20 protein-coding genes are annotated in these 19,674 nt (G+C 44.3%); 11 read left to right on the top strand and 9 right to left on the bottom strand.

All coding sequences use genetic code 11. The features are described from left to right. On the top strand, positions 1-328 hold a 328-nt coding region (locus tag VXP95_RS06060; protein WP_416711673.1), incomplete at its 5' end, for an FAD-dependent oxidoreductase. Between the two features lie 256 nt (positions 329-584). Here VXP95_RS06060 and VXP95_RS06055 read toward each other — a convergent pair. The 3 genes from VXP95_RS06055 to VXP95_RS06045 all read right to left on the bottom strand — a co-directional run bounded on the left by VXP95_RS06055 (position 585) and on the right by VXP95_RS06045 (position 2,794). Beyond that, the gene (locus VXP95_RS06055; RefSeq protein WP_416706244.1) at positions 585-839 is read right to left on the bottom strand and encodes a YfhL family 4Fe-4S dicluster ferredoxin; all 255 of its coding nucleotides are present in this window, start codon (positions 837-839) and stop codon (positions 585-587) included. A 2-nt stretch (positions 840-841) separates the two neighbouring features. Then, entirely contained in the window at positions 842-2,251 is a 1,410-nt protein-coding gene (yegQ, locus tag VXP95_RS06050; RefSeq protein WP_416706243.1) for a tRNA 5-hydroxyuridine modification protein YegQ, read from the bottom strand. Positions 2,252-2,383: 132 nt separating this feature from the next. Beyond that, positions 2,384-2,794 (bottom strand): Cd(II)/Pb(II)-responsive transcriptional regulator, encoded by a 411-nt coding sequence (locus tag VXP95_RS06045; RefSeq protein WP_064096604.1) that lies wholly within the window; start codon positions 2,792-2,794, stop codon positions 2,384-2,386. A gap of 85 nt (positions 2,795-2,879) precedes the next feature. On the opposite strand from VXP95_RS06045, the gene VXP95_RS06040 reads away from it, so the two are divergent. Next, a complete protein-coding gene (locus VXP95_RS06040; protein ID WP_064096605.1) occupies positions 2,880-3,506 on the top strand; it encodes a cation transporter in 627 nt (208 codons plus the stop codon). A 50-nt stretch (positions 3,507-3,556) separates the two neighbouring features. Here the strand turns inward: VXP95_RS06040 and VXP95_RS06035 are convergent, their stop codons facing one another. Continuing rightward, on the bottom strand, positions 3,557-4,336 hold the full coding sequence (locus VXP95_RS06035) for a ferredoxin--NADP reductase (protein WP_064096606.1): 780 nt from the start codon (positions 4,334-4,336) through the stop codon (positions 3,557-3,559). A gap of 105 nt (positions 4,337-4,441) precedes the next feature. Between VXP95_RS06035 and tsaA the strand changes: the two genes are divergently transcribed. After that, entirely contained in the window at positions 4,442-5,164 is a 723-nt protein-coding gene (gene tsaA, locus VXP95_RS06030) for a tRNA (N6-threonylcarbamoyladenosine(37)-N6)-methyltransferase TrmO (protein ID WP_064096674.1), read from the top strand. A gap of 1 nt (position 5,165) precedes the next feature. Here tsaA and VXP95_RS06025 read toward each other — a convergent pair whose 3' ends face one another. Next, entirely contained in the window at positions 5,166-6,419 is a 1,254-nt protein-coding gene (locus VXP95_RS06025; RefSeq protein ID WP_416711672.1) for an MgtC/SapB family protein, read from the bottom strand. Between the two features lie 211 nt (positions 6,420-6,630). On the opposite strand from VXP95_RS06025, the gene VXP95_RS06020 reads away from it, so the two are divergent. The 4 genes from VXP95_RS06020 (at position 6,631) to VXP95_RS06005 (ending at position 10,986) form a co-directional block, all read left to right on the top strand. Continuing rightward, positions 6,631-8,388, top strand: coding sequence for a GspE/PulE family protein (locus tag VXP95_RS06020; RefSeq protein ID WP_064096608.1), 1,758 nt, complete (start codon positions 6,631-6,633; stop codon positions 8,386-8,388). A 95-nt stretch (positions 8,389-8,483) separates the two neighbouring features. Then, on the top strand, positions 8,484-8,849 hold the full coding sequence (locus VXP95_RS06015) for a NirD/YgiW/YdeI family stress tolerance protein (protein ID WP_064096609.1): 366 nt from the start codon (positions 8,484-8,486) through the stop codon (positions 8,847-8,849). 135 nt (positions 8,850-8,984) lie between these two features. Then, on the top strand, positions 8,985-9,650 hold the full coding sequence (locus VXP95_RS06010; RefSeq protein WP_416682125.1) for a response regulator transcription factor: 666 nt from the start codon (positions 8,985-8,987) through the stop codon (positions 9,648-9,650). A gap of 4 nt (positions 9,651-9,654) precedes the next feature. Next, positions 9,655-10,986 (top strand): ATP-binding protein, encoded by a 1,332-nt coding sequence (locus VXP95_RS06005; protein ID WP_416711671.1) that lies wholly within the window; start codon positions 9,655-9,657, stop codon positions 10,984-10,986. A 76-nt stretch (positions 10,987-11,062) separates the two neighbouring features. Here the strand turns inward: VXP95_RS06005 and hemP are convergent, their stop codons facing one another. Beyond that, entirely contained in the window at positions 11,063-11,233 is a 171-nt protein-coding gene (hemP, locus tag VXP95_RS06000) for a hemin uptake protein HemP (RefSeq protein WP_004645578.1), read from the bottom strand. A 138-nt stretch (positions 11,234-11,371) separates the two neighbouring features. Between hemP and VXP95_RS05995 the strand changes: the two genes are divergently transcribed. Then, on the top strand, positions 11,372-12,271 hold the full coding sequence (locus VXP95_RS05995) for an NUDIX domain-containing protein (RefSeq protein WP_416711670.1): 900 nt from the start codon (positions 11,372-11,374) through the stop codon (positions 12,269-12,271). Positions 12,272-12,328: 57 nt separating this feature from the next. Here the strand turns inward: VXP95_RS05995 and VXP95_RS05990 are convergent, their stop codons facing one another. After that, positions 12,329-12,874, bottom strand: a complete 546-nt coding sequence (locus VXP95_RS05990) for a tetratricopeptide repeat protein (protein ID WP_416711669.1) — start codon at positions 12,872-12,874, stop codon at positions 12,329-12,331. A gap of 14 nt (positions 12,875-12,888) precedes the next feature. Then, positions 12,889-15,279 (bottom strand): penicillin-binding protein 1B, encoded by a 2,391-nt coding sequence (gene mrcB, locus VXP95_RS05985; protein WP_416682118.1) that lies wholly within the window; start codon positions 15,277-15,279, stop codon positions 12,889-12,891. 192 nt (positions 15,280-15,471) lie between these two features. Between mrcB and VXP95_RS05980 the strand changes: the two genes are divergently transcribed. Beyond that, complete coding sequence (locus VXP95_RS05980; RefSeq protein WP_064096675.1) at positions 15,472-16,410, top strand: NAD(+) kinase; 939 nt, start codon at positions 15,472-15,474, stop codon at positions 16,408-16,410. Between the two features lie 2 nt (positions 16,411-16,412). Then, positions 16,413-16,685 carry a YeaC family protein gene (locus VXP95_RS05975; RefSeq protein WP_064096615.1) on the top strand — a complete coding sequence of 91 codons (273 nt, stop codon included), beginning with the start codon at positions 16,413-16,415 and terminating at the stop codon, positions 16,683-16,685. Positions 16,686-16,750: 65 nt separating this feature from the next. Here the strand turns inward: VXP95_RS05975 and VXP95_RS05970 are convergent, their stop codons facing one another. Continuing rightward, entirely contained in the window at positions 16,751-17,752 is a 1,002-nt protein-coding gene (locus VXP95_RS05970; RefSeq protein WP_416711668.1) for a glycosyl transferase family protein, read from the bottom strand. A gap of 414 nt (positions 17,753-18,166) precedes the next feature. Here VXP95_RS05970 and VXP95_RS05965 point away from each other — a divergent pair, with 414 nt between their 5' ends. After that, complete coding sequence (locus VXP95_RS05965) at positions 18,167-19,510, top strand: dicarboxylate/amino acid:cation symporter (RefSeq protein WP_416711667.1); 1,344 nt, start codon at positions 18,167-18,169, stop codon at positions 19,508-19,510. Positions 19,511-19,674: the final 164 nt, after the last annotated feature.

The following is a 19,674-nucleotide window of genomic DNA, read 5'->3' as shown; positions in this document are numbered from 1 at the left end:
GTCGACTGAAGTGCTGGGTGACGGTTCACAGGTGACCGGTCTGAAATACAAAGACCGTGCGACTGATGAAGAGCATATGGTAGAACTTGCGGGGATCTTCGTGCAGATCGGCCTGTTGCCTAACACCGACTTCCTGAAAGAGACCCCGGTTGAGCTGACTAGTCGTGGCGAGATTGTGATTAACGATCGCAACGAAACCAATGTGAAAGGTGTATTTGCTGCAGGTGACTGTACCACCGTGCCTTACAAGCAGATCATCATTGCGACCGGTGAAGGTGCAAAAGCCTCGCTGTCTGCATTTGATTACATCATCCGTTCAGGACAGTAAAAAAAAAGAGCACCTGGAATCCCCAAATTCCAGGTGCTTTATCTCAAAGAGTTATTATTATTTTCGCTTTATAGGAACTCAGGATGCTAACACCAGAGTTCCTTTTTTTACTTCTTGTTAGATCAGCCAAAAGCGTCCCCAATCGCTTGTAGCCGTTCCTTTTCTCCACACTTTTTTTGTTTTCAACCCTTATTTTTTCTGCTTTCCCCAAGGTTGTTTTTAGAATCACGAATAAATCAATTGTTTTACTTTTTGTTTAAGCTTCAAACAGCTTCAAGCTCTTAAACTTCTCCAGTAATTGTTCCTGTGTTTCACAATGATCCGGATGAGGAATAATGCATTCAATCGGGCAGACATCTACACAGGTCTGATGTTCATAAAAACCGACGCATTCCGTACAACGTTTTACGTCAATTTCATAGAACTTTTCACCCTCATAAATCGCTTCATTCGGGCATTCCGGTAAACACATATCGCAATTGATGCATTTGTCGGTAATCAGCAGTGCCATATTTAACCTGCCTGATAAGCCAGTGAAGATGCTGAAATATTTGCAGCTGAATGCGGCAGATTACGGATCAGCAGGGCATATTGCATATCTACATCTGCTGGAGCCGGAATCTCGACGATATGACCTGAGCCTTTGGCATCTTCAATCAGATTACCTTTTTTGTCTTTCATTTCCGTTAAAGTAAAGGTGATATTGCCTCTAGTCGTCATCAGTTCCAGTGAATCACCGAGGACAAAACGGTTTTTCACATCAATCTTGATGTAGTCTCCATTACGTTCTAACACTTCACCACAGAACTGCTGATGATCGAAACTGGATGAACCATTCTCATAGTTTTGATATTCGCTATGCACATGACGGCGCAGGAAACCTTCGGTATAACCACGATTCGCCAGACCTTCAAGCTGGGTCATCAAGGATGGATCAAACGGCTTACCAGCAAGGGCATCATCAATTGCTTTACGATAAATCTGGGCAGTACGCGCACAGTAGAAATAGGACTTGGTCCGGCCTTCAATTTTTAAGGAATGTACACCAATTTTGGTAAGACGTTCGACATGCTGAACCGCGCGCAGATCTTTGGAATTCATGAAATAAGTGCCGTGTTCATCTTCTTCTGCGGCAAACATGTCTTCTTCATTGCGCTGTAACAGCACTGGCTCGTTGAATTGGTGTTGTGCCTGCATATGTGCTTCGTCGGCATCTTTGGAGCAGCAGCCTGAATCCAGATTTTTCACTGGAATCACATCACCGGTTTCATCTTCCTTGGCATCCAGCACTTTATATTCCCAACGGCAGGCATTGGTGCAGGCACCCTGATTGGCATCACGTTTGTTCATATAGCCAGACAGCATGCAACGGCCAGAATAGGCCATGCACAGTGCGCCATGAACAAAGACTTCAATCTCCATATCCGGCACTTGCTGTTTGATTTCTGCAATTTCTTCAATCGACAGTTCACGTGACAGAATGACACGGGTCAATCCCATGTTCTTCCAGAATTTGACGGTTGCCCAGTTCACGGCATTGGCCTGTACCGACAGGTGAATATCCATATGCGGGAAATGTTCACGGACCAGCATAATCAGACCGGGATCGGACATGATCAGTGCATCCGGCTGCATGTCAACCACAGGAGCTAAGTCACGAATGAAATTTTTCAGCTTGGAGTTATGTGGCTGAATATTGACGACCACGTAGAATTTTTTGCCTAATTCATGGGCTTCTTTAATACCAATCGCGAGATTTTCATGGTCAAATTCATTATTACGAACCCGCAGGCTATAACGCGGCTGGCCTGCATAGACTGCGTCTGCACCATAAGCAAAGGCATAGCGCATATTTTTTAATGAGCCTGCAGGTGAGAGAAGTTCGGTAACGTGAGAAATGCTCATGATCAAATTGAAAGACATAAAAAAAGTACGGCTTTATTCTAACCATCTAAAATCAGGATTCAACCTAGTAAATAACTCGGAATTGGAGTAATTCAACTAAATTTCAAGTTAAAAATGAAGCACTCATAAAGTTAAGAATTCCAGAAAGTTTTATGTATTTTCAAGCGATTCTAAAGTTTTTAAAATCTGGCAATGATCGATTGTGGTGGGCGTATTGCAGCTGTCACGAAGCAGCATCAGCTGTTGCTCAAATATTTGTAATTCTTTAATTTTATTTGAAATTTCCAGAAGATGCCGATCAATCATCTGATTGACTTCACAGCAGTCCTGTTCAGGGTTCTGCTCCAGTTTAATCAGATGTTCGATTTCTTTTAAAGACATGCCTAGGGTACGGCAACGTTTGATAAAAATTAAACGTTTCAAGGCTTCTTCAGCATAATAACGATACTGATTACTTGCTCGAAAATTCGGCTGTATCAACCCTTTTTTCTCGTAAAAGCGAATGCTGTCGGTACTTAAACCGGTCTTAGTCGCGATTTCTGAAATGAGATAATGTGACATAAACACCTCAGGCTTGACCTTGGAGTTACTCCATAGTTTCTAATGACTATAGCGTATTTTATATAGAAAATCCTCGGAGAATCATATGGCTTGTAGTTGTAGTCATGAACCTGCACCATCCACGCCCAATAGCAAATTCAGAACCGCCTTATGGATTGCATTATTCATTAATTTGACCTTGTTCATTGTAGAACTAGTGGGTGGTGCTTATGCGCATTCATCCGCATTATGGGCAGATGCGCTAGATTTTTTTGGAGATGCAGTAAATTATGGGATTTCACTGGCTGTATTAGGGGCAAGCCTGTATTGGCGCGCAACAGTTGCCCTGATTAAAGGATTGACCATGGCTGTATTTGGCTTGGTGGTGATCGGAAAAGTCATCTACGCTTTTATACAAGGTATACCGCCTGAAGCGCTGACTATGGGAGTTATTGGTGTGCTGGCCTTAATTGCTAACGTGATTACAGCAGTAATTTTATATGCTTTTCGAGATGGGGATGCCAATATGAAATCGGTCTGGCTCTGTAGCCGAAATGATGCGATCGGAAATGCTGCCGTGATTTTGGCGGCTGTCGGGGTGTTTGGGACGGGTAGTATGTTGCCAGATATTATTGTGGCGATAATTATGGCAGGCTTGGGGTTGACGGCCGGATACCAAGTGGTTAAGCAGGCATTCATAGAGCGAACATCTTCGAAGCAGGTTCAAATTTAAGACAATAAAAAACCGGACTTTAATGCCCGGTTTTTTAATGACATTGAATCTTATTTTTCAACGAACGCACGTTCAATCACGTAGTCGCCTAGAACGCCCATACGTGGAGATTCTTTCAGGCCATGTTGATCAAGAAGTGCAGCAACATCGTCAAGGAAGGCTGGGCTACCACATAACATGGCACGGTCAGTTTCCGGATTGAAACGTGGCAGACCGATTTTTTCAAACAGTTCACCGGTTTCAATCGCAGTCGTGACCCGACCTTGATTTGGATATTCTTCACGAGTTACGGTTGGGTAATAGATCAGTTTTTCTTTTGCGCCAAGTTCCGAGAAGAACTCATGATTTGGCACTTCATTCAGGATTAAATCTTGATAAGCCAGTTCTGAAATAAAACGCGTACCGTGAACCACGATAATTTTTTCAAAACGTTCGTAAGTTTCAGGATCGCGAATAGTGGACAAAAATGGCGCAAGTCCTGTACCTGAAGAAAGAAGATACAGGTTTTTGCCTGGATTCAGGTCATCCAGTACCAATGTGCCTGTCGGTTTTTTGGAAATCAAAATCTCATCGCCGACTTTAACTTTCTGTAAAATCGAAGTCAGTGGACCATCAGGCACTTTAATTGAGAAAAACTCTAACTCTTCTTCGTAGTTGGCGCTTGCAATTGAGTATGCGCGCATTAACGGCTTGCCATTGACTTCAAGGCCGATCATTACAAACTGACCGTTTTTAAAACGCAAAGCAGGATCACGAGTCGTTTTAAAAGAGAATAAAGTATCATTCCAGTGGTGGACGTGAGTAATCTTTTCGACGTTAAAAGCAGCCATTAAAGGTCTCAATAAGTTATCAAATTAGAACAGTTTGCTATTCTAATCTAAATTCATTCTCGATAAACTGAATATATTTAATTGAGCTTATCAAAAAAAGTGATGATGACTGAACTGACGCTACCGATTATTGGCTATATGCGTTCTCCCTACAAAGAAAAATTTGGTATCCCGCGCCAGCCCAATCTGGTTCAGGTCGAAAGTTATATTGAAATGGCCGGACCCTATAATGATCTGCTCGCCTTTGAGGGAATTGAAGAATTCAGCCATCTCTGGTTAGTCTGGCAATTTCATGACAATAAAAACCAACACGAGAGCAGCCAGTTTCGTCCACAGGTTCGTCCGCCACGTTTGGGCGGTAACAAGAAAATAGGCGTATTTGCTACGCGCAGTATGTATCGTCCCTCACCAATTGGCCTTTCAGTCGTTAAACTCAAAGAAGTTAGTAAGGTGGGCAAGCATGTCCGGGTATATGTCACAGGGAGTGACTTACTCGATGGCACACCCATTGTAGATATCAAACCTTATATTCAATATTCGGATGCGATTGTTGAAGCGCAAAGTGGTTATGCGCAGGATGAGCCTGAGCGTAAAGCCGTCATCTGGAGTGAAGAGGCGGAGCAGCAAAAACTGCATTTACTGAAATGCGGGAAAATCTCACCACAGGGTATTCAGGAGCTGGAAGCGGTTTTATCTCTAGATCCAAGGCCAGCCTATCAGGATGATAAGGAACGGATTTATGGGATGAAGTTTGCTACGGTAGATACCCATTTCAAAGTTCATACTCAGCAAGTGATAATTACTGCTATTCATCACGCTCCCTCCTGATTTATAGACTCCACCACACTAGTCCAATCAATACTGCCATTTGAATAAGCTGGACTGGGGCAAAATACAGGGCAAATTTAAATCCACCAGTCAGGACAGCATTCACTGATTTGGCCACTGCATGGGCACCCAGACCTAATAATAGGGCATAAATAAGATGGGTATTGGAAGGATCTCCTTGAATCACCACACCTGCCATTGCGGCATGAACCTCAAATAATGAAGCGAGTAAGGTGCCGGCCAATAAGCCGGCATTGCCAAGCCACAATTCCAGCGCATAAATTCCGGCCTGAATCAGGGTTAAAGTCACTGCAATAATGACAGCTTCTTTTAGGCTGAACATCGGGCTGTCCGCAGATTCGAGCTCTTGGACCGGTTTGGCCTTGCGCAATAATAGAAATGCGCAGGCGACCAGAATAACCATGCCCACAACGGAAGGAAGGAGCAAGAGTTTAAGCCAGGCCCAAGACACACCTCCAACGACAATAAGCAGCAAGACCAGGGTAGAGACACATGACATCAGTGCAGCCCCGGCATTTGGCTGCGCATCCATTTCACCTTTACGTACCTGCAGGCCTAATTGGGCAATGGTCGCAGTACTGGAAACAAAGCCTGAGGCCAGTGAAGAGAGCATCAGGGCATTTTTAGTGGATAAAAAACGTTTCGCAATATGGGCTAAAGCTTGCACGACTAAAATCAGGGTCAGTAATTTCAAGATAACATAGGGGTTAAGAACTTCTCCCCATAATGGACGGTCAGGGGTAAGCGGCAAACCGATCAGTATAAGTGCAAGTAGTAACAGTCCATCCCTGAATTCGGCCTCTTTAATCCATTTTCCCGCAAAATCATGCATGGAGTGCTTGGCCATCAAAATAATGGTTAACAAGACGGCCAGTCCCGCAGCCAGCGGAATATTCCAAAGACACATTGCCCCTATAAAATAAGTCATGAGGAAGGCGAGTTCTGTAGTAATGCCCGGGTCTTCAGGCTGATTACGAAGGGAAAAAATGACTATCCCTCCAATAATAAGCGCACCAGCTAGCCCGATGACCATGCCGAATAAAAAACAGAGTGCGCCCAGCAGAGCACTGAGCGCAAAGGAGCGTAATCCTGCAAAACTGGGGTGGCTTTCGCGCTGTTTATGACGTTCTCGTTCCAGGCCTATAAGCAGGCCACAGCCAAGTGCGGCAGCCAGGATGGTTATAAGGTCCTGGAAAGAGCTGATGCTATTAAGGGGCACTGCGCTAAAATCCATATTCGGCCTCAGCGATTTAAGACGGACTGGTTAAAATATAGAAGATAAACTCCAGCTTAAACAAGCAGGAAATGGTTATGTTCCGAAACAATGTGATGGTTTTGGCATTGAATGAAGAAATAGAAACATAGTGGATCGGCCAGTGTGGATAGAGCCTGCGAAAAACTGCAAAAAGTTGTTATAGTGGAGTCAAGTTTGGGGACTGATAATAATGAAATTTGACTTTGAAATTGATACAGCCTGGTGTTTAGAGCAACTTTTTAAAGACGGTAAAATCAGTGAACGCGACCGAATGCTGGTACAGACGACGCATCGGCAACGTGAACAATTAAAATGGCATCCTTTGCAGTGGATCGCCAATTTTCATCTGGTCGATCAATCCCATCCTCAAACGACACTCACCCTGAACCGTTTATGTCAATGGCTGGCAGAAAAAACCGGCTTGATGTTCTATATCATTGATCCACTCAAAGCTGATGTGCAGGCATTGACCAATGTCATGTCACAGGAATATGCATTACGTAACCGTATTCTGGCAGTAGAAATTCAGGCAGACAAAGTTCTGATCGCTACAGATCAGCCTTATAAAACTGAATGGATGTCGAATCTTCAGCAGAATATTGCACCGAAGAAAATTGAACGGGTACTGCTTAATCCGGAACAGCTCCAGCGTTATATGGTTGAGTATTATCAGGTCAGCCGTGCAGTGAGTGGATCGCAGAAATCCTCTGCCTATGACCGGGAAAATAAGGGCGTCGAAGCCTTGCTGCAACTGGGCGATTCCCAGAATCCGGACGCCAATGACCAGCATATTGTCAAACTGGTGGACTGGGTGCTGCAATTTGCCTTTGAGCAGGGCGCCAGTGATATTCACATGGAACCGCGTAAAGATACGGGCAAGATCCGTTTCCGGATTGATGGCGTACTGCATACGATTTACAACATGCCGGCCAATACCCTGACCGCGGTCATTTCCCGGATCAAGATTCTGGGCCGGATGAATGTGGCAGAAAAACGTAAACCGCAGGATGGCCGACTAAAAACCCGCACGCCGAAAGGACAGGAAACTGAACTACGTTTATCGACCTTGCCGACGGCCTTTGGTGAAAAACTGGTAATGCGTATTTTCGATCCGGAAGTACTGGTCAGAAGCTTTCAGCAACTCGGTTTTGAAGGTCATCTGCTCAACGACTGGAACAATCTGACCAGCCACAGTCATGGCATTATTCTGGTAACGGGCCCGACCGGTTCCGGTAAAACTACTACGCTTTATTCAACCCTGAAGCAGCTGGCGACGGAACAGGTTAACGTTTGTACCATTGAAGATCCGATCGAGATGCTGGAACCCAGCTTTAACCAGATGCAGGTCAATAATGGTATTGATCTCGGTTTTGCTGATGGCGTGCGTGCGCTGATGCGTCAAGATCCGGACATTATCATGGTCGGGGAGATCCGTGATCAGGATACTGCCAATATGGCGATTCAGGCGGCATTGACCGGTCACCTGGTTCTATCGACTTTACATACCAATGATGCACCGTCGAGTCTGACCCGTCTGCATGATCTGGGGGTGCAACCTTTTCTGACGGCCGCGACTATACTCGGGGTTTTGGCCCAGCGTCTGGTACGTCAGCTGTGTCCACACTGCAAACAGGAAAGTTTCCTGAACGAGCAGGAGTGGCAACATCTAGCCACGGATTATCCTTTACCTCGGCCAGAATTTGTCTTTAAGGCGGTAGGCTGTGAAGAATGCCGGCATACCGGCTATAAAGGCCGTATCGGGATTTATGAGTTTATGCCGCTGAGTCTGACCACCAAACAGTTGATTGGTGCCAATGCTAACCTGAACGAGCTGCGTCAGCAGGCCAAAAAAGAAGGGGTAGAGCCGCTCAGAATTGCCGGCGCGCGCAAGATTCTGGAAGGTGTCACTACGCTTGAAGAAGTCCTGAGAGTGGTACCCTTAAATTAATTTTAAAAATGAGGCAATCTTAAGATTCAATTCATCTTTGGCTGTTTTAATAGCATCATCGAAACAAGGGCAGAACTTTAAAAGAGGTGATTGCGATGAAAATGATGATAAATACAGTTTTGGCAGCTGCATTGATGGGTTCTATTGCAACTGCTGCAGTAGCAAGTAGCGAAACAGTTGTGAATCAGGCCGCTTTTGCCAAATCGACTACGGTCAAACAGGCACTTGCGATGAAAGATGACAGCAAAGTCCAGCTCAAAGGTTATATCGTAAAAGCAGTCGGGGATGAAAAATACCAGTTCCGTGACAGCACAGGTACTATAACTGTTGAAATTGATGATGAACTTTGGCAAGGTAAACCGATTTCAGCCAAAACCCCGGTAGTGATTACAGGTGAAATTGATATTGACTATAAACCGGCAAAACGTGTTGAAATTGATGTTGAACAGGTTCGCTTTTAATCTCGACTAAGTTACCAAAATTAATCTGAACACAGCAACAAAAAGCCACATGCAAGTTACCAAAAAGCATGTGGCTTTTTTGAGTCTGGTGCTTTTTCAGGGCAAGATAGAATAAATAAGCAGAGGGAGCACAGCATGCGTATTCTTTTGGCAGAGGATGATCAGTCTCAGGCAGAAAGTATCCAGACCTGGCTGGAAATGGATGGTTATGTAGTTGATCGGGTTGAGCGTGGTGATCATGCTATTCTGGCGATTGAGCAGCATCAGTACGATTGTATTTTGCTGGACCGTGGTCTGCCGAATGCAACAGGTGACGATATTCTAAAAAATTTGCGTAGCCAACAGCGAGATACCCCGGTAATTTTTATTACTGCCAAAGACAGTATCAATGACCGGGTTCAAGGCCTTGATTTGGGGGCCAATGATTATCTGGTCAAGCCTTTTAGCCTGGAAGAGCTTTCCGCACGGGTGCGAGCCCAGCTTAGACTGAAACAGCAAACACCGAATCATATTCTGCACTGGCAGGATCTCAGTCTGGACACTCAGGCCAAAACCCTGACCAAAGCGGGACAAGCGATCAATCTGACTGCGAAGGAATTTCAGATTCTATACAAGTTGATGCAGCAGCCTGAACATATTGTCACGCGTGAGCAGCTGGAAGAATCGCTGTATGCCTGGGGAGATGAAATTGAAAGTAATGCCATTGAAGTATTTATCTATCAGCTGCGTAAAAAAATTGGCAGTCAGATGATTAAAACCATTCGCGGTCTGGGCTATCGCATGCATAAAGCTGAGGCCTAAGCTCATGTCGGCTCCTGTTTCCCTGCAAACCAAGCTGATTAAACATGCACTGTTTAGTTCCATATTGGCTGGAGTATTGGCTTGGCTGTTGTTATTGGGGATTGCCAGTTATCAGGCCAATCAGTTGCATGATGAATTAATGGAACAGATTTCTGAGCTGTTAATCGGTGATGTCACCCAAGCCAAAGACACCCAGGTTGATGAGCTCAGCGAAGAGTTTGATATCCAGTATGTTCTGTTACTTGATCAGCAGGTACTGACCACTTCTGTTAATCATGAGCTAATTAATGCCATTCCCGTGACACATAAAAATGGTTTTCAGTTTGCTTATGAAAATGGCCGTTTTATCCGTATCCTGAATGAAGAAGAGAACGGTTTACAGGTAAAAATCGTACAGCCGCTTGCAGTACGCTTCAATGAGCTTTGGCAAACCACACCCGGTTTTGCCGGAATTTTATTTATTTTATGGCTCATGCAATGGCTGATTCTAAGGGTCTCGGTCAAACGCCAGTTGCGGCCATTAAACAAGATTTCGCGTGCCATTGGTTCTAAAACTGCCCAGGATCTCAGTCCGATCAAAATGCCTGATCCTGAAATCACTGAGCTGCAACCGATTGTACGCCAGCTAAATGCCATGCTCGGCCGGCTGAAGAAATCATTGGCTGCTGAACAGCGTTTTACTGCAGATGCTTCACATGAGCTGCGTTCGCCACTGTCTGCCATTCAAATGCGTCTACAGGTTTTAAAACGAAAATATCAAGATGATGCTCAGCTCCCCCAGGCATTGCAGTTGATCCAGAATGATGTCAATCGTGGTACGCAGGTGCTGGAAAACTTACTTTTACTGGCGCGACTTGATCCGGAGCGAACAGGGCAATTACCCATGCAGGCGGTCAATCTTAAAAATCTGGTTCAGGAGGCTTTACAGGCCTTACAGCCTTTTGCACAGGAAAAGGACATTCACTGGAACCTCAACCTTGAAGATATCGTTGTTGAGGCAAATCCAGAGCTGATGTTTAGCTGTATTCGCAATCTGGTCGACAATGCCATTCGTTATACGCCGTCACAGGGACGGGTTGTGATTAGAATGGTTAAAACACCGCATCCACAGTTACTGATCGAAAACTCAGGAGAGGGAATTGCTGCCGATGTACTGGAACGTTTGGGTGAACGTTTTTATCGGGCGTTAGGAACACGCACTCAGGGTTCAGGTTTAGGCCTATCGATTTGCCAGAAAATTATGGCACTGCATGCAGCCAAAATTGATTATGCGCCATCGGACTTGGGCGGACTTAAAGTATCATTGAGTTTTAAGCCTGAAAGTAAAATTTCATGATGGGCAAACTAAAAAAGCAGTATGCGCTGATTCATACTGCTACTTCCCACGTTTGTTATTATTAGAACTGATTTAATTATTTGGTCAGAATGAGACGGTTGTTGCGGGTCAGACGCAAACGATATTCTTCGCCGGCATGCATGATCCGGATTTCACGACCCAGTGCAAACAGATTGTTGGAGTGCAGCATTGGCAAGGCATGATGAGTATCATTGTTACGGGTAAATAGGCTAAATGGGGCGTTCATTCCGTCGACTCCGTGGTATGTTTTGGATTGATTTAAATGATAATCATTATCGAATAGGTTTGTCAACGAAATATTGAGCAATTTATAAAAAACTCTAATTTGCTTACAATCTGTAAAACTTTAACGGCTCTGAACATCATGACTAAAGCTACGATTCATGTCGCAATTGCGCTTTTATTTTATCAAAATCAGATTCTTGTAGGTTGGCGTGAAGCCAAGCAGCATCAGGGCAATAAATATGAATTTCCAGGGGGAAAAGTTGAACAGGGTGAATTACCAGTCGAAGCCTGCCGACGCGAAGTGATGGAAGAGGTCGGTATTGATATTGAACGCTGGCATGTCTCTGATTTTATCTCCCATGAATATGAAGATCTCATCGTCAATTTGCATATTTTTCATGCTTCAGTGCAGCCTGCGCAACTGGCTGAAATTAAACAGCCCTGGCGCTGGTATCATCGGGAAGAGCTTGGACAGCTGAATTTTCCGAAAGCCAATCACTCTATGATTCAAAAGCTGCAATGGCCGCAGCGGATCAAGATTTCTGAAGATCTGAATATCTTATCAAATCTGGATACAGACCAAATGCTGTATTGGCGCGTAGACCTAACGTCTGAACGGATCATGCAATTAGCACAATGTCCGGTAGATCAACTCTCCAAGTTAATTGTTAACCAGCAGCTTTGGTCACACTTGAATGAATTGCAGCAGCAAACGATTCGCACGATCCATCTGAAACAAACCCAATTGATGGAATTGAAACAAGGCGACTTGAAATCTGGTTATCGTTACTTGGCAGCTTGCCACGACCTGAGCGCTTTGATACATGCAGAACAGATCGGGTGTGAAGCTGCACTCCTCAGTCCGGTACTGGCGACCGAGACGCATCCGGACACCCCTGCACTAGGCTGGGAGCGATTCAAGCAAATGGCAGAGCAGGTACAGATTCCGGTTTTTGCTTTAGGTGGATTAAGAACGGAAGACCTACATGATGCAAAACGCCAGCATGCCTATGGCATTGCCGGCATTCGTTATGTGTAAAGGCTGTATTTGAACATAAGCTTTCTTTTGGTAAGTCAATTTCTATAAAAAATGGCTTTAAAGCTTTTTTAATGCCTGCTGGGCTTGCTGAATCGCTTTGGCATTTTTTTGCTGCTGTGCAGATTTGAGACGAACTTGCCAGAGCTGCTTTTTCATGGCACTGGACTGGGCATAACTCAGGCCCCGTAAGGCAAAGGCATCCGCACGTGCTGGCTGATTTTTACGGTTGGCAATCATGCCCAAATACAAATACGTTTCGGATGCCTGAGGAGCCAGTCGCTGTGCCTGAGTTGCAGACGCTTCAGCTTGATCGTACTGCTGCTTGCTGTATGCCTGCTGGGTTTGCTGCATCAGACTCTTGAATGCCGGCAAATTACGGCCATCATCAAACTTTTGGCTTTTCTGCTTTTGCTCAGGAATTACAATCTTCTGACGTTTGATCTCAGGACGCTCATAAGGCGTAACCACCACACCGTCTGGTGTAGGTGTTTTAGGCTTTTCCGTTGCAGGCTTGGCAGAGCTTGCTGGCTTTTCAGGTTCTGCTATGGTTTGGCAGCCCACCAGACTGAGGATGAGCAAACCAGGGAGGATTTTTTTAAACATATACATGGACTCAATTATTGGCTATAACTTCCACTGGCGATAATACGTGTTTCGCTTTCAAGATCACGTTCTATTTCTGTTTCACTTTCTTGAATATAGCGATTCATGTCATCCTGTTCTGCATCAGATGCTGGAGGTTCTGAGTTAATATCATAAGGCTCAGTCGCATAATGCGAGATTCCGCAGGGAGTTGCCTGACTTGGCAAGGCATGCCGCGAAATCGGGATGTACATGGCACCTTCACAACCTTGCGCAGACAATAAACCCGTATAACGATCCAGCCAGTGCCATTGTATTTCATTCGGCTGTGGCAGATTCACCGGTTTCTGACGTAACTGTTTCATGACATTGGTCCAAACCGGCAAAGCACCTGAAGAACCGGTTAATCCAGTGACTTTATTGTTATCCAGCCCCAGCCAGACCACAGTCATATAATTTCCCGAATATCCAGCAAACCATGAGTCTCGACTATCATTGGTCGTACCGGATTTTCCGGCAAGATTCAGAGTCCGTGGCAAGCTGTTATACGCTGCACGACCTGTACCACTCGCCATAACCTGCTGCAAGCCATAATTCAGGGCATAAGCGGCAGCCGGATCAATGGTTGGCTGTACACTCAGACTATAACGATCGAGAGATCGGCCATTGGCATCGACCACAGAACGGATGGCTTTCACTGGATATCTAAAGCCGCCTGTAGCAAAATTCCCATAGATATTCATAACTTCCATAGGCGACATATCCACTGCACCCAGATAGATAGATGGATAGGAAGGTATGTTTGAAGTCACGCCAAATTGTTTGAGATGATTAATAAAAGTCGACAGGCCAAATTCCTGACCTAAACGAACGGTCGACAGGTTATAGGATTGGGAGAGCGCCTGAATCATCGGCACCATGCCATGTCCGCGCCCGCTATAATTTTTGGGTGTCCAGGTTTTTCCGTCACTCTTGATACTGATTTCACTGTCTTCGATCGGACTGGCCCAGTTGTAGCGATTAGACTCCAGTGCAGTCAGAAAAATGACCGGTTTCAATAGCGAGCCGACCTGACGCTTGGCATCTACTGTACGGTTAAAGCCAGTAAAATCTTGGGTAGAACCCACAGCGGCTACCAGTTCTCCATTTTCCGGATGTGCTACCAATACCGCACCCTGTAAATCTTTCAGGCGTCCTGGATTGGATTTACTTAAGCGTGCCACGGTATCTTTAAAACTTTCTTGAATTCGGGTTTGGGCTAAAGGATCTAAAGTGGTAAATATTCGCAGACCCTGATTGGTTAAATCGGTTTCCTGATAGTCGGTACGTAACTGACGGCGAACGATATCCAGGAAATCCGGAAAACGCGCTGGACCTAAAGTCGGTTTTGAAATGACATTAAGAGGGCGGGCTTTTTCTGTTTCATACTGATCCTCTGTCAGATACCCCATGACCAGCATGTTATGTAGGACCACATCACGACGTTTTTTGGCAATTTCCGGATTACGCCACGGGTTATACAGGCTTGGACCCTGAACCAGACCTACTAGAAAGGCCTGTTGGGAAATATTCAGTTCACGTAGCGGCAGGCCAAAATAGAACTGTGAGGCCAGACCATAACCATTAATGGAATAGTTACCATTTTGGCCCAGATTCACTTCGTTTAAATAGGCTTCCAGAATTTCATCTTTGTCATAATGCAATTCAATCAGCATTGCCATAAGGGCTTCATTAACCTTACGCTTTAAAGTACGTTCAGGGGTTAAATAGAAATTTTTGACTAGCTGCTGGGTCAGAGTTGAACCGCCCTGACGTTTACCGCCGGTAATGTTGCTGACCACTGCGCGCGCAATCCCGCGAGGAGATACGCCATAATGATGGTAAAAATTACGGTCTTCAGTGGCAATTAAGGCGTCAATTAAAGGCTTAGGAACCCGGTTAAGTTTAATTAGCACGCGGTCTTCATTATGCTGCGGGTAAATACCGCCAATCAATAGAGGTTCCAGACGGGCAATGCCGCTAGAAGAAGGCTTGGTCGCACTTACTTCAGCAATCTGATCGCCACTAAAACTGACTTTTAATACCTGTTCAGGTTCAACCCGATCACCAAAATCAAAGCCACGGGTATGTACATACAGGGTATTGCCAGTGCTGACAAAGCTGCCAGATTTGGTATAACTATCTGAATTTTTATAACCTAATAATTTGAGTTCTTGCTGGAAATCCTGCTGACTGACGGGGGCATTGACATACACTTCCATCGGGCGTGCGAAAACCTTGGCTGGAATGTCCCAGCGTTGACCTTCAAATTTTTCACGCACGATATTATCTAATCTAATCAAATAGATGCTAAATGCTACAAATGCAGAAATGACTAGAATGGAGAAGATTAAGGCAATTAACCCCATACCTCGTTCAGATTTCATAAATGATAATAAGACCCTGTGAAATTGTGCTAATCATGCGAAGCTTTTCGTTATTTTGCAATATTTAATCAAATATTGAGATTAAAATTAAAATTAAACTTCACATTTTCTCCTTAATTTCAGTCTATTTCAAATTAAATCCTAGACGGCTTTATCATGTTATAAATTGTCATCCTATTCATGCTTAATGATATGATAAGCAGGATTCGAAGCGGAGCGACGACACTGGTGCAAATTTCCCACAAGACATTTCGAAATATCGGGTTAATCGGACGCCCGGATAAATCTTCAGTGGTTGAAACCTTATGCCTGATTCATGATCATCTGCTCAATTTAGGTCTACATCCTGTTTTTGATGCCGATACAGCTGAACTGGTACCTTATCAAAATACCCAGACTGTCAGCCGGGCCTTGCTGGGCGAAGTAGTTGATCTAGTCATTGTGGTGGGTGGGGATGGCTCACTCTTACACGCTGCTCGGGCACTGGTGAAATACAATACACCTGTAATTGGAGTCAACCGTGGTCGTCTGGGTTTTCTGACAGATATCAAGCCGACCGAAGTGATCTTTAAGCTGGATCAGGTGCTCAAAGGCGACTTTCAGGCAGAGCGCCGTTTCCTGCTGGAAGTGGAAATTCGCTCTAAAGGTGAAATCATTTATGATGCCATTGCCTTGAATGATGTGGTTTTACATTCAGGAAAATCAGTACATATGATTGATTTTGAGCTGAATATTGATGGACAATATGTCTATCGTCAGCATAGTGATGGCCTGATTATCTCTACACCGACTGGTTCTACCGCCTATGCGCTGTCGGGAGGCGGGCCGATTGTTCATCCGAGTATGGATGCGATTGCGCTGGTGCCGATGCATCCGCATACCTTGTCTTCACGGCCGATTGTGGTTGGAGGGCATAGTGAAATTAAATTACTGATTCGTGAAAATCGCGTACTGCCGATGGTGAGTGCGGATGGACAACACAGTGTGTCTTTGAATGTTGGAGATAGCGTCCATATTCGTAAGCATCCCTTTAAACTGCATCTTCTGCATCCGCCAGGTTATGACTTCTATAATGCATGCCGAACCAAACTGGGCTGGAATCAGGACTTCGATTATTTTAAGCAGGATTAACCATGAATATTGAACAAATGCTTGCCGTACTCAATCCTGAGATTGTAGAACGCTTAAGAACAGCCATTGAAATTGGCAAATGGCCAAACGGTGTGGCTTTGACTCAGGAACAGCGTCAGACCTGCATGCAGGCGGTATATGCCTGGGAAATGAAAAACCTGCCAGAAACTGAACGTAGTGGTTATATCGACCGTGGTACGAAAGAAGAAGGCGAACAATGTGATGATGATCATCACCAGCATGAGCCGGAATTCAAGCCGATCCGTTTTGTCTAATCCAGACATTAAAAAAGACCACCAATGTGGTCTTTTTTAATGTCTGTCATAAAGCATGAATGGCATCAAACTGAAAGACGGCTATCCCAGAATTCTTTGGCTTTTTGCATCGCTGCTTCATAGCTGTCACATTCGCCCATGGTATACAGGGCAATGCCCATGGTTTCAACCACTGCAACTTCACCATATTCATGTGAATGTTTGCCTTCCCAGACTTCTTTAAACACAGATAAATCCAGTTCTTCTTCAATCGGGCTGCGATTGTCGGTTAGTTTCGGCAATTCATGCTCATAGAGCTCACCATCTTTAATCCCGCAGATTAAGGTTTTGGCATCAGGGTTACGTTCAAATTCACCGCCTTCACCTTTAATCACCGCACTGTTTTTATAACCTAAGCGGTAAGCCGATTGCTGATGTGAACTCCGATAAGCCGGATGGAAAATGGCCTGTAAAGTCGCTTTGGCATTAAATGGATTGATCAGGCGTGCCAGCGTGTGAATTGGAGAGCGCAGTCCCATGACATTTCGCAGTCCAATCAGCTCAGACAGAATCGGAGAAATTACCTCTAAAGGTAGATAGGCGAAGTGTCTTTCTTCAAGCTGCTGCTCAACTTCCACATCATTCTGGCAGATTGGATAGCCTAAGTAAGTCAGCACCTGTTCGGTGTAAACACGGTTCATGGTATGGCCTGAAGCACCGTGCATGACAATCTTATAGCCCTGCTTGGCCAGAGTAAGGGCAGACAGAATAAACCATGGGTAATGTTTGCGTTTTCCAGCATAAGAGGACCAGTCCAGATCGACCTCCAGTGCTTTGAAGTTAAGCTGATCACGGGTTGCCTGAACAAAACCTGCTAATTCATCGACGGATTCTTCCTTGACCCGTAATAGCATCAGAAAAGCACCAAGCTGTACATCCAATACTTGATTGTTCAGGATCATGCTAAAAGCCTGATAAGCTTCTTCATAGCTTAAGGAGCGTGCACCATTTTTTCCCTTGCCAATAATACGAATAAACTGGGCAAAAGGATGTTCGGTATCTTTATAAATATTTCGCTTTGTGTTCATACAGATAGATCAGTCATATTCATCAAGTATTGGCATATTTTACGCTGATATTGGTATTTCACCTTCTTATTTTGCAGAATTATTATAGTTTTATAAGACTATAGTATAATGAATATTGCCTATTATTTAGCCAAAATTAACATTTCGGGTTAAACAAAAGTCTAAAAAGCAGTTAAAATTTCCCGTGATTATTTGTGTTTGCTTCATCTCCTGATCAATGCGCTGACTTCTTTTTGAAGACCAGGGTTGCTGTGATTGTTAAACGTACATACACATTCTATTTTTAGTATCAGATTAATTCTTGATACATAGGCACTTTTTTGTTTCAGACAATCAAGTATTGGACGCTTATTTTCTTAAATAAGTAAAAACTGAATATTGCTTCTTTTTAGAAGTATATCGCGAAGTAAGGTTATGGCTAAAAAACCAATTTATAAGTCGCTTTATTTTCAAGTGATCGTAGCCATTATTGCGGGTATCCTGGTCGGACATTTCTCGCCAAGTGGTACACAAATTATTAATGGTGCAGAACAATATGTTCCGGGTCTAGGTGAGCAGCTAAAGCCACTTGGTGATGCATTTATCCGTTTAATCAAAATGATCATCGCCCCTGTAATTTTCTGTACTGTGGTCAGTGGTATCGCAGGCATGGAGAGCATGAAATCAGTCGGTAAAACTGGTGGTGTGGCTCTACTTTACTTTGAAATCGTTTCAACGATTGCTTTGGTGATTGGTCTGCTGGTTATTAACATCGTAAAGCCAGGTGTTGGCATGAACGTTGATCCAGCCAGTCTGGATACTGCGGGAATCTCGAAGTATGTAACTTCAGGCGAGTCGCAGTCTACCCTTGATTTCCTGATGAATATTATTCCGAATACGGTAGTGGGAGCTTTCGCTGAAGGTGAAATCCTGCAAGTGCTTTTATTCGCGATCCTGTTCGGTTTTGCGCTGCATAAATTGGGTGCACAAGGGAAGCCGGTACTTAAACTGATTGACCAGATTTCACATGTGTTCTTTAACATCGTGAATATGATCATGAAACTTGCTCCAATTGGTGCATTTGGTGCCATGGCATTCACGATTGGTAAATATGGGATTGGATCACTGGCGCAGTTGGCTCAACTGATCATCTGTTTCTATATCACATGTTTGCTGTTTATTTTCATTGTTTTGGGTTCAATTGCGCATTTCGCAGGTTTCAGCATCATGAAGATGATCCGCCTGATTCGTGAAGAGTTGCTGATTGTACTCGGCACGTCCTCCTCTGAGTCGGTACTGCCTCGTATGCTGAAGAAACTGGAGCTTGCGGGTGCTGAAAAATCAGTGGTTGGTCTGGTGATTCCAACAGGTTATTCATTTAACCTGGATGGTACGTCAATTTACCTGACCATGGCAGCGATCTTTATTGCACAAGCCACCAATACACAGCTTGATTTATCTCACCAGATTACCTTGCTTCTAGTATTGTTAATTTCTTCTAAAGGTGCAGCAGGTGTCACCGGTTCGGGCTTTATTGTGATGGCGGCAACTCTGGCAGCTGTAGGAAATATTCCTGTTGCGGGCCTGGCCTTGATTCTGGGTATTGACCGTTTCATGTCTGAAGCGCGTGCTTTAACTAACCTGGTCGGTAACTCTTTGGCTACTTTAGTTGTGGCGAAATGGGTTGGTCAGTTAGATATGGATAAGCTCAACTATGCATTAGCAAATCCAGCTGAAATTGATGAAAAAATGGCGCAAGAAGGCAATAACGCTCACTAAGTTAGAGTGAGTCTTTAAGATCTTAAAAAAGGAAGCTTCAGCTTCCTTTTTGTTTTTTTATTTGACTGTGAAGTTAGCAAAAAAACCCATCAGGCACATGACAGTAGCTATAAAAATAGTTAGCCTGTGGACAGGAAATAAAATGATAAACACCATAAGGATAC

It is taken from the genome of Acinetobacter sp. 226 (assembly GCF_048147925.1).
Classification (GTDB): Bacteria; Pseudomonadota; Gammaproteobacteria; order Pseudomonadales; family Moraxellaceae; genus Acinetobacter; species Acinetobacter pecorum.
This window is presented reverse-complemented; position numbering and strand designations above follow the sequence as displayed.

Coding starts and splice junctions, on each gene's coding strand:
- VXP95_RS06055 (WP_416706244.1), bottom strand. CDS start 839: ATGGCACTGCTGATTACCGACAAATGCATCAATTGCGATATGTGTTTA.
- yegQ (WP_416706243.1), bottom strand. CDS start 2,251: ATGTCTTTCAATTTGATCATGAGCATTTCTCACGTTACCGAACTTCTC.
- VXP95_RS06045 (WP_064096604.1), bottom strand. CDS start 2,794: ATGTCACATTATCTCATTTCAGAAATCGCGACTAAGACCGGTTTAAGT.
- VXP95_RS06040 (WP_064096605.1), top strand. CDS start 2,880: ATGGCTTGTAGTTGTAGTCATGAACCTGCACCATCCACGCCCAATAGC.
- VXP95_RS06035 (WP_064096606.1), bottom strand. CDS start 4,336: ATGGCTGCTTTTAACGTCGAAAAGATTACTCACGTCCACCACTGGAAT.
- tsaA (WP_064096674.1), top strand. CDS start 4,442: ATGACTGAACTGACGCTACCGATTATTGGCTATATGCGTTCTCCCTAC.
- VXP95_RS06025 (WP_416711672.1), bottom strand. CDS start 6,419: ATGGATTTTAGCGCAGTGCCCCTTAATAGCATCAGCTCTTTCCAGGAC.
- VXP95_RS06020 (WP_064096608.1), top strand. CDS start 6,631: ATGAAATTTGACTTTGAAATTGATACAGCCTGGTGTTTAGAGCAACTT.
- VXP95_RS06015 (WP_064096609.1), top strand. CDS start 8,484: ATGAAAATGATGATAAATACAGTTTTGGCAGCTGCATTGATGGGTTCT.
- VXP95_RS06010 (WP_416682125.1), top strand. CDS start 8,985: ATGCGTATTCTTTTGGCAGAGGATGATCAGTCTCAGGCAGAAAGTATC.
- VXP95_RS06005 (WP_416711671.1), top strand. CDS start 9,655: ATGTCGGCTCCTGTTTCCCTGCAAACCAAGCTGATTAAACATGCACTG.
- hemP (WP_004645578.1), bottom strand. CDS start 11,233: ATGAACGCCCCATTTAGCCTATTTACCCGTAACAATGATACTCATCAT.
- VXP95_RS05995 (WP_416711670.1), top strand. CDS start 11,372: ATGACTAAAGCTACGATTCATGTCGCAATTGCGCTTTTATTTTATCAA.
- VXP95_RS05990 (WP_416711669.1), bottom strand. CDS start 12,874: ATGTTTAAAAAAATCCTCCCTGGTTTGCTCATCCTCAGTCTGGTGGGC.
- mrcB (WP_416682118.1), bottom strand. CDS start 15,279: ATGAAATCTGAACGAGGTATGGGGTTAATTGCCTTAATCTTCTCCATT.
- VXP95_RS05980 (WP_064096675.1), top strand. CDS start 15,472: ATGATAAGCAGGATTCGAAGCGGAGCGACGACACTGGTGCAAATTTCC.
- VXP95_RS05975 (WP_064096615.1), top strand. CDS start 16,413: ATGAATATTGAACAAATGCTTGCCGTACTCAATCCTGAGATTGTAGAA.
- VXP95_RS05970 (WP_416711668.1), bottom strand. CDS start 17,752: ATGAACACAAAGCGAAATATTTATAAAGATACCGAACATCCTTTTGCC.
- VXP95_RS05965 (WP_416711667.1), top strand. CDS start 18,167: ATGGCTAAAAAACCAATTTATAAGTCGCTTTATTTTCAAGTGATCGTA.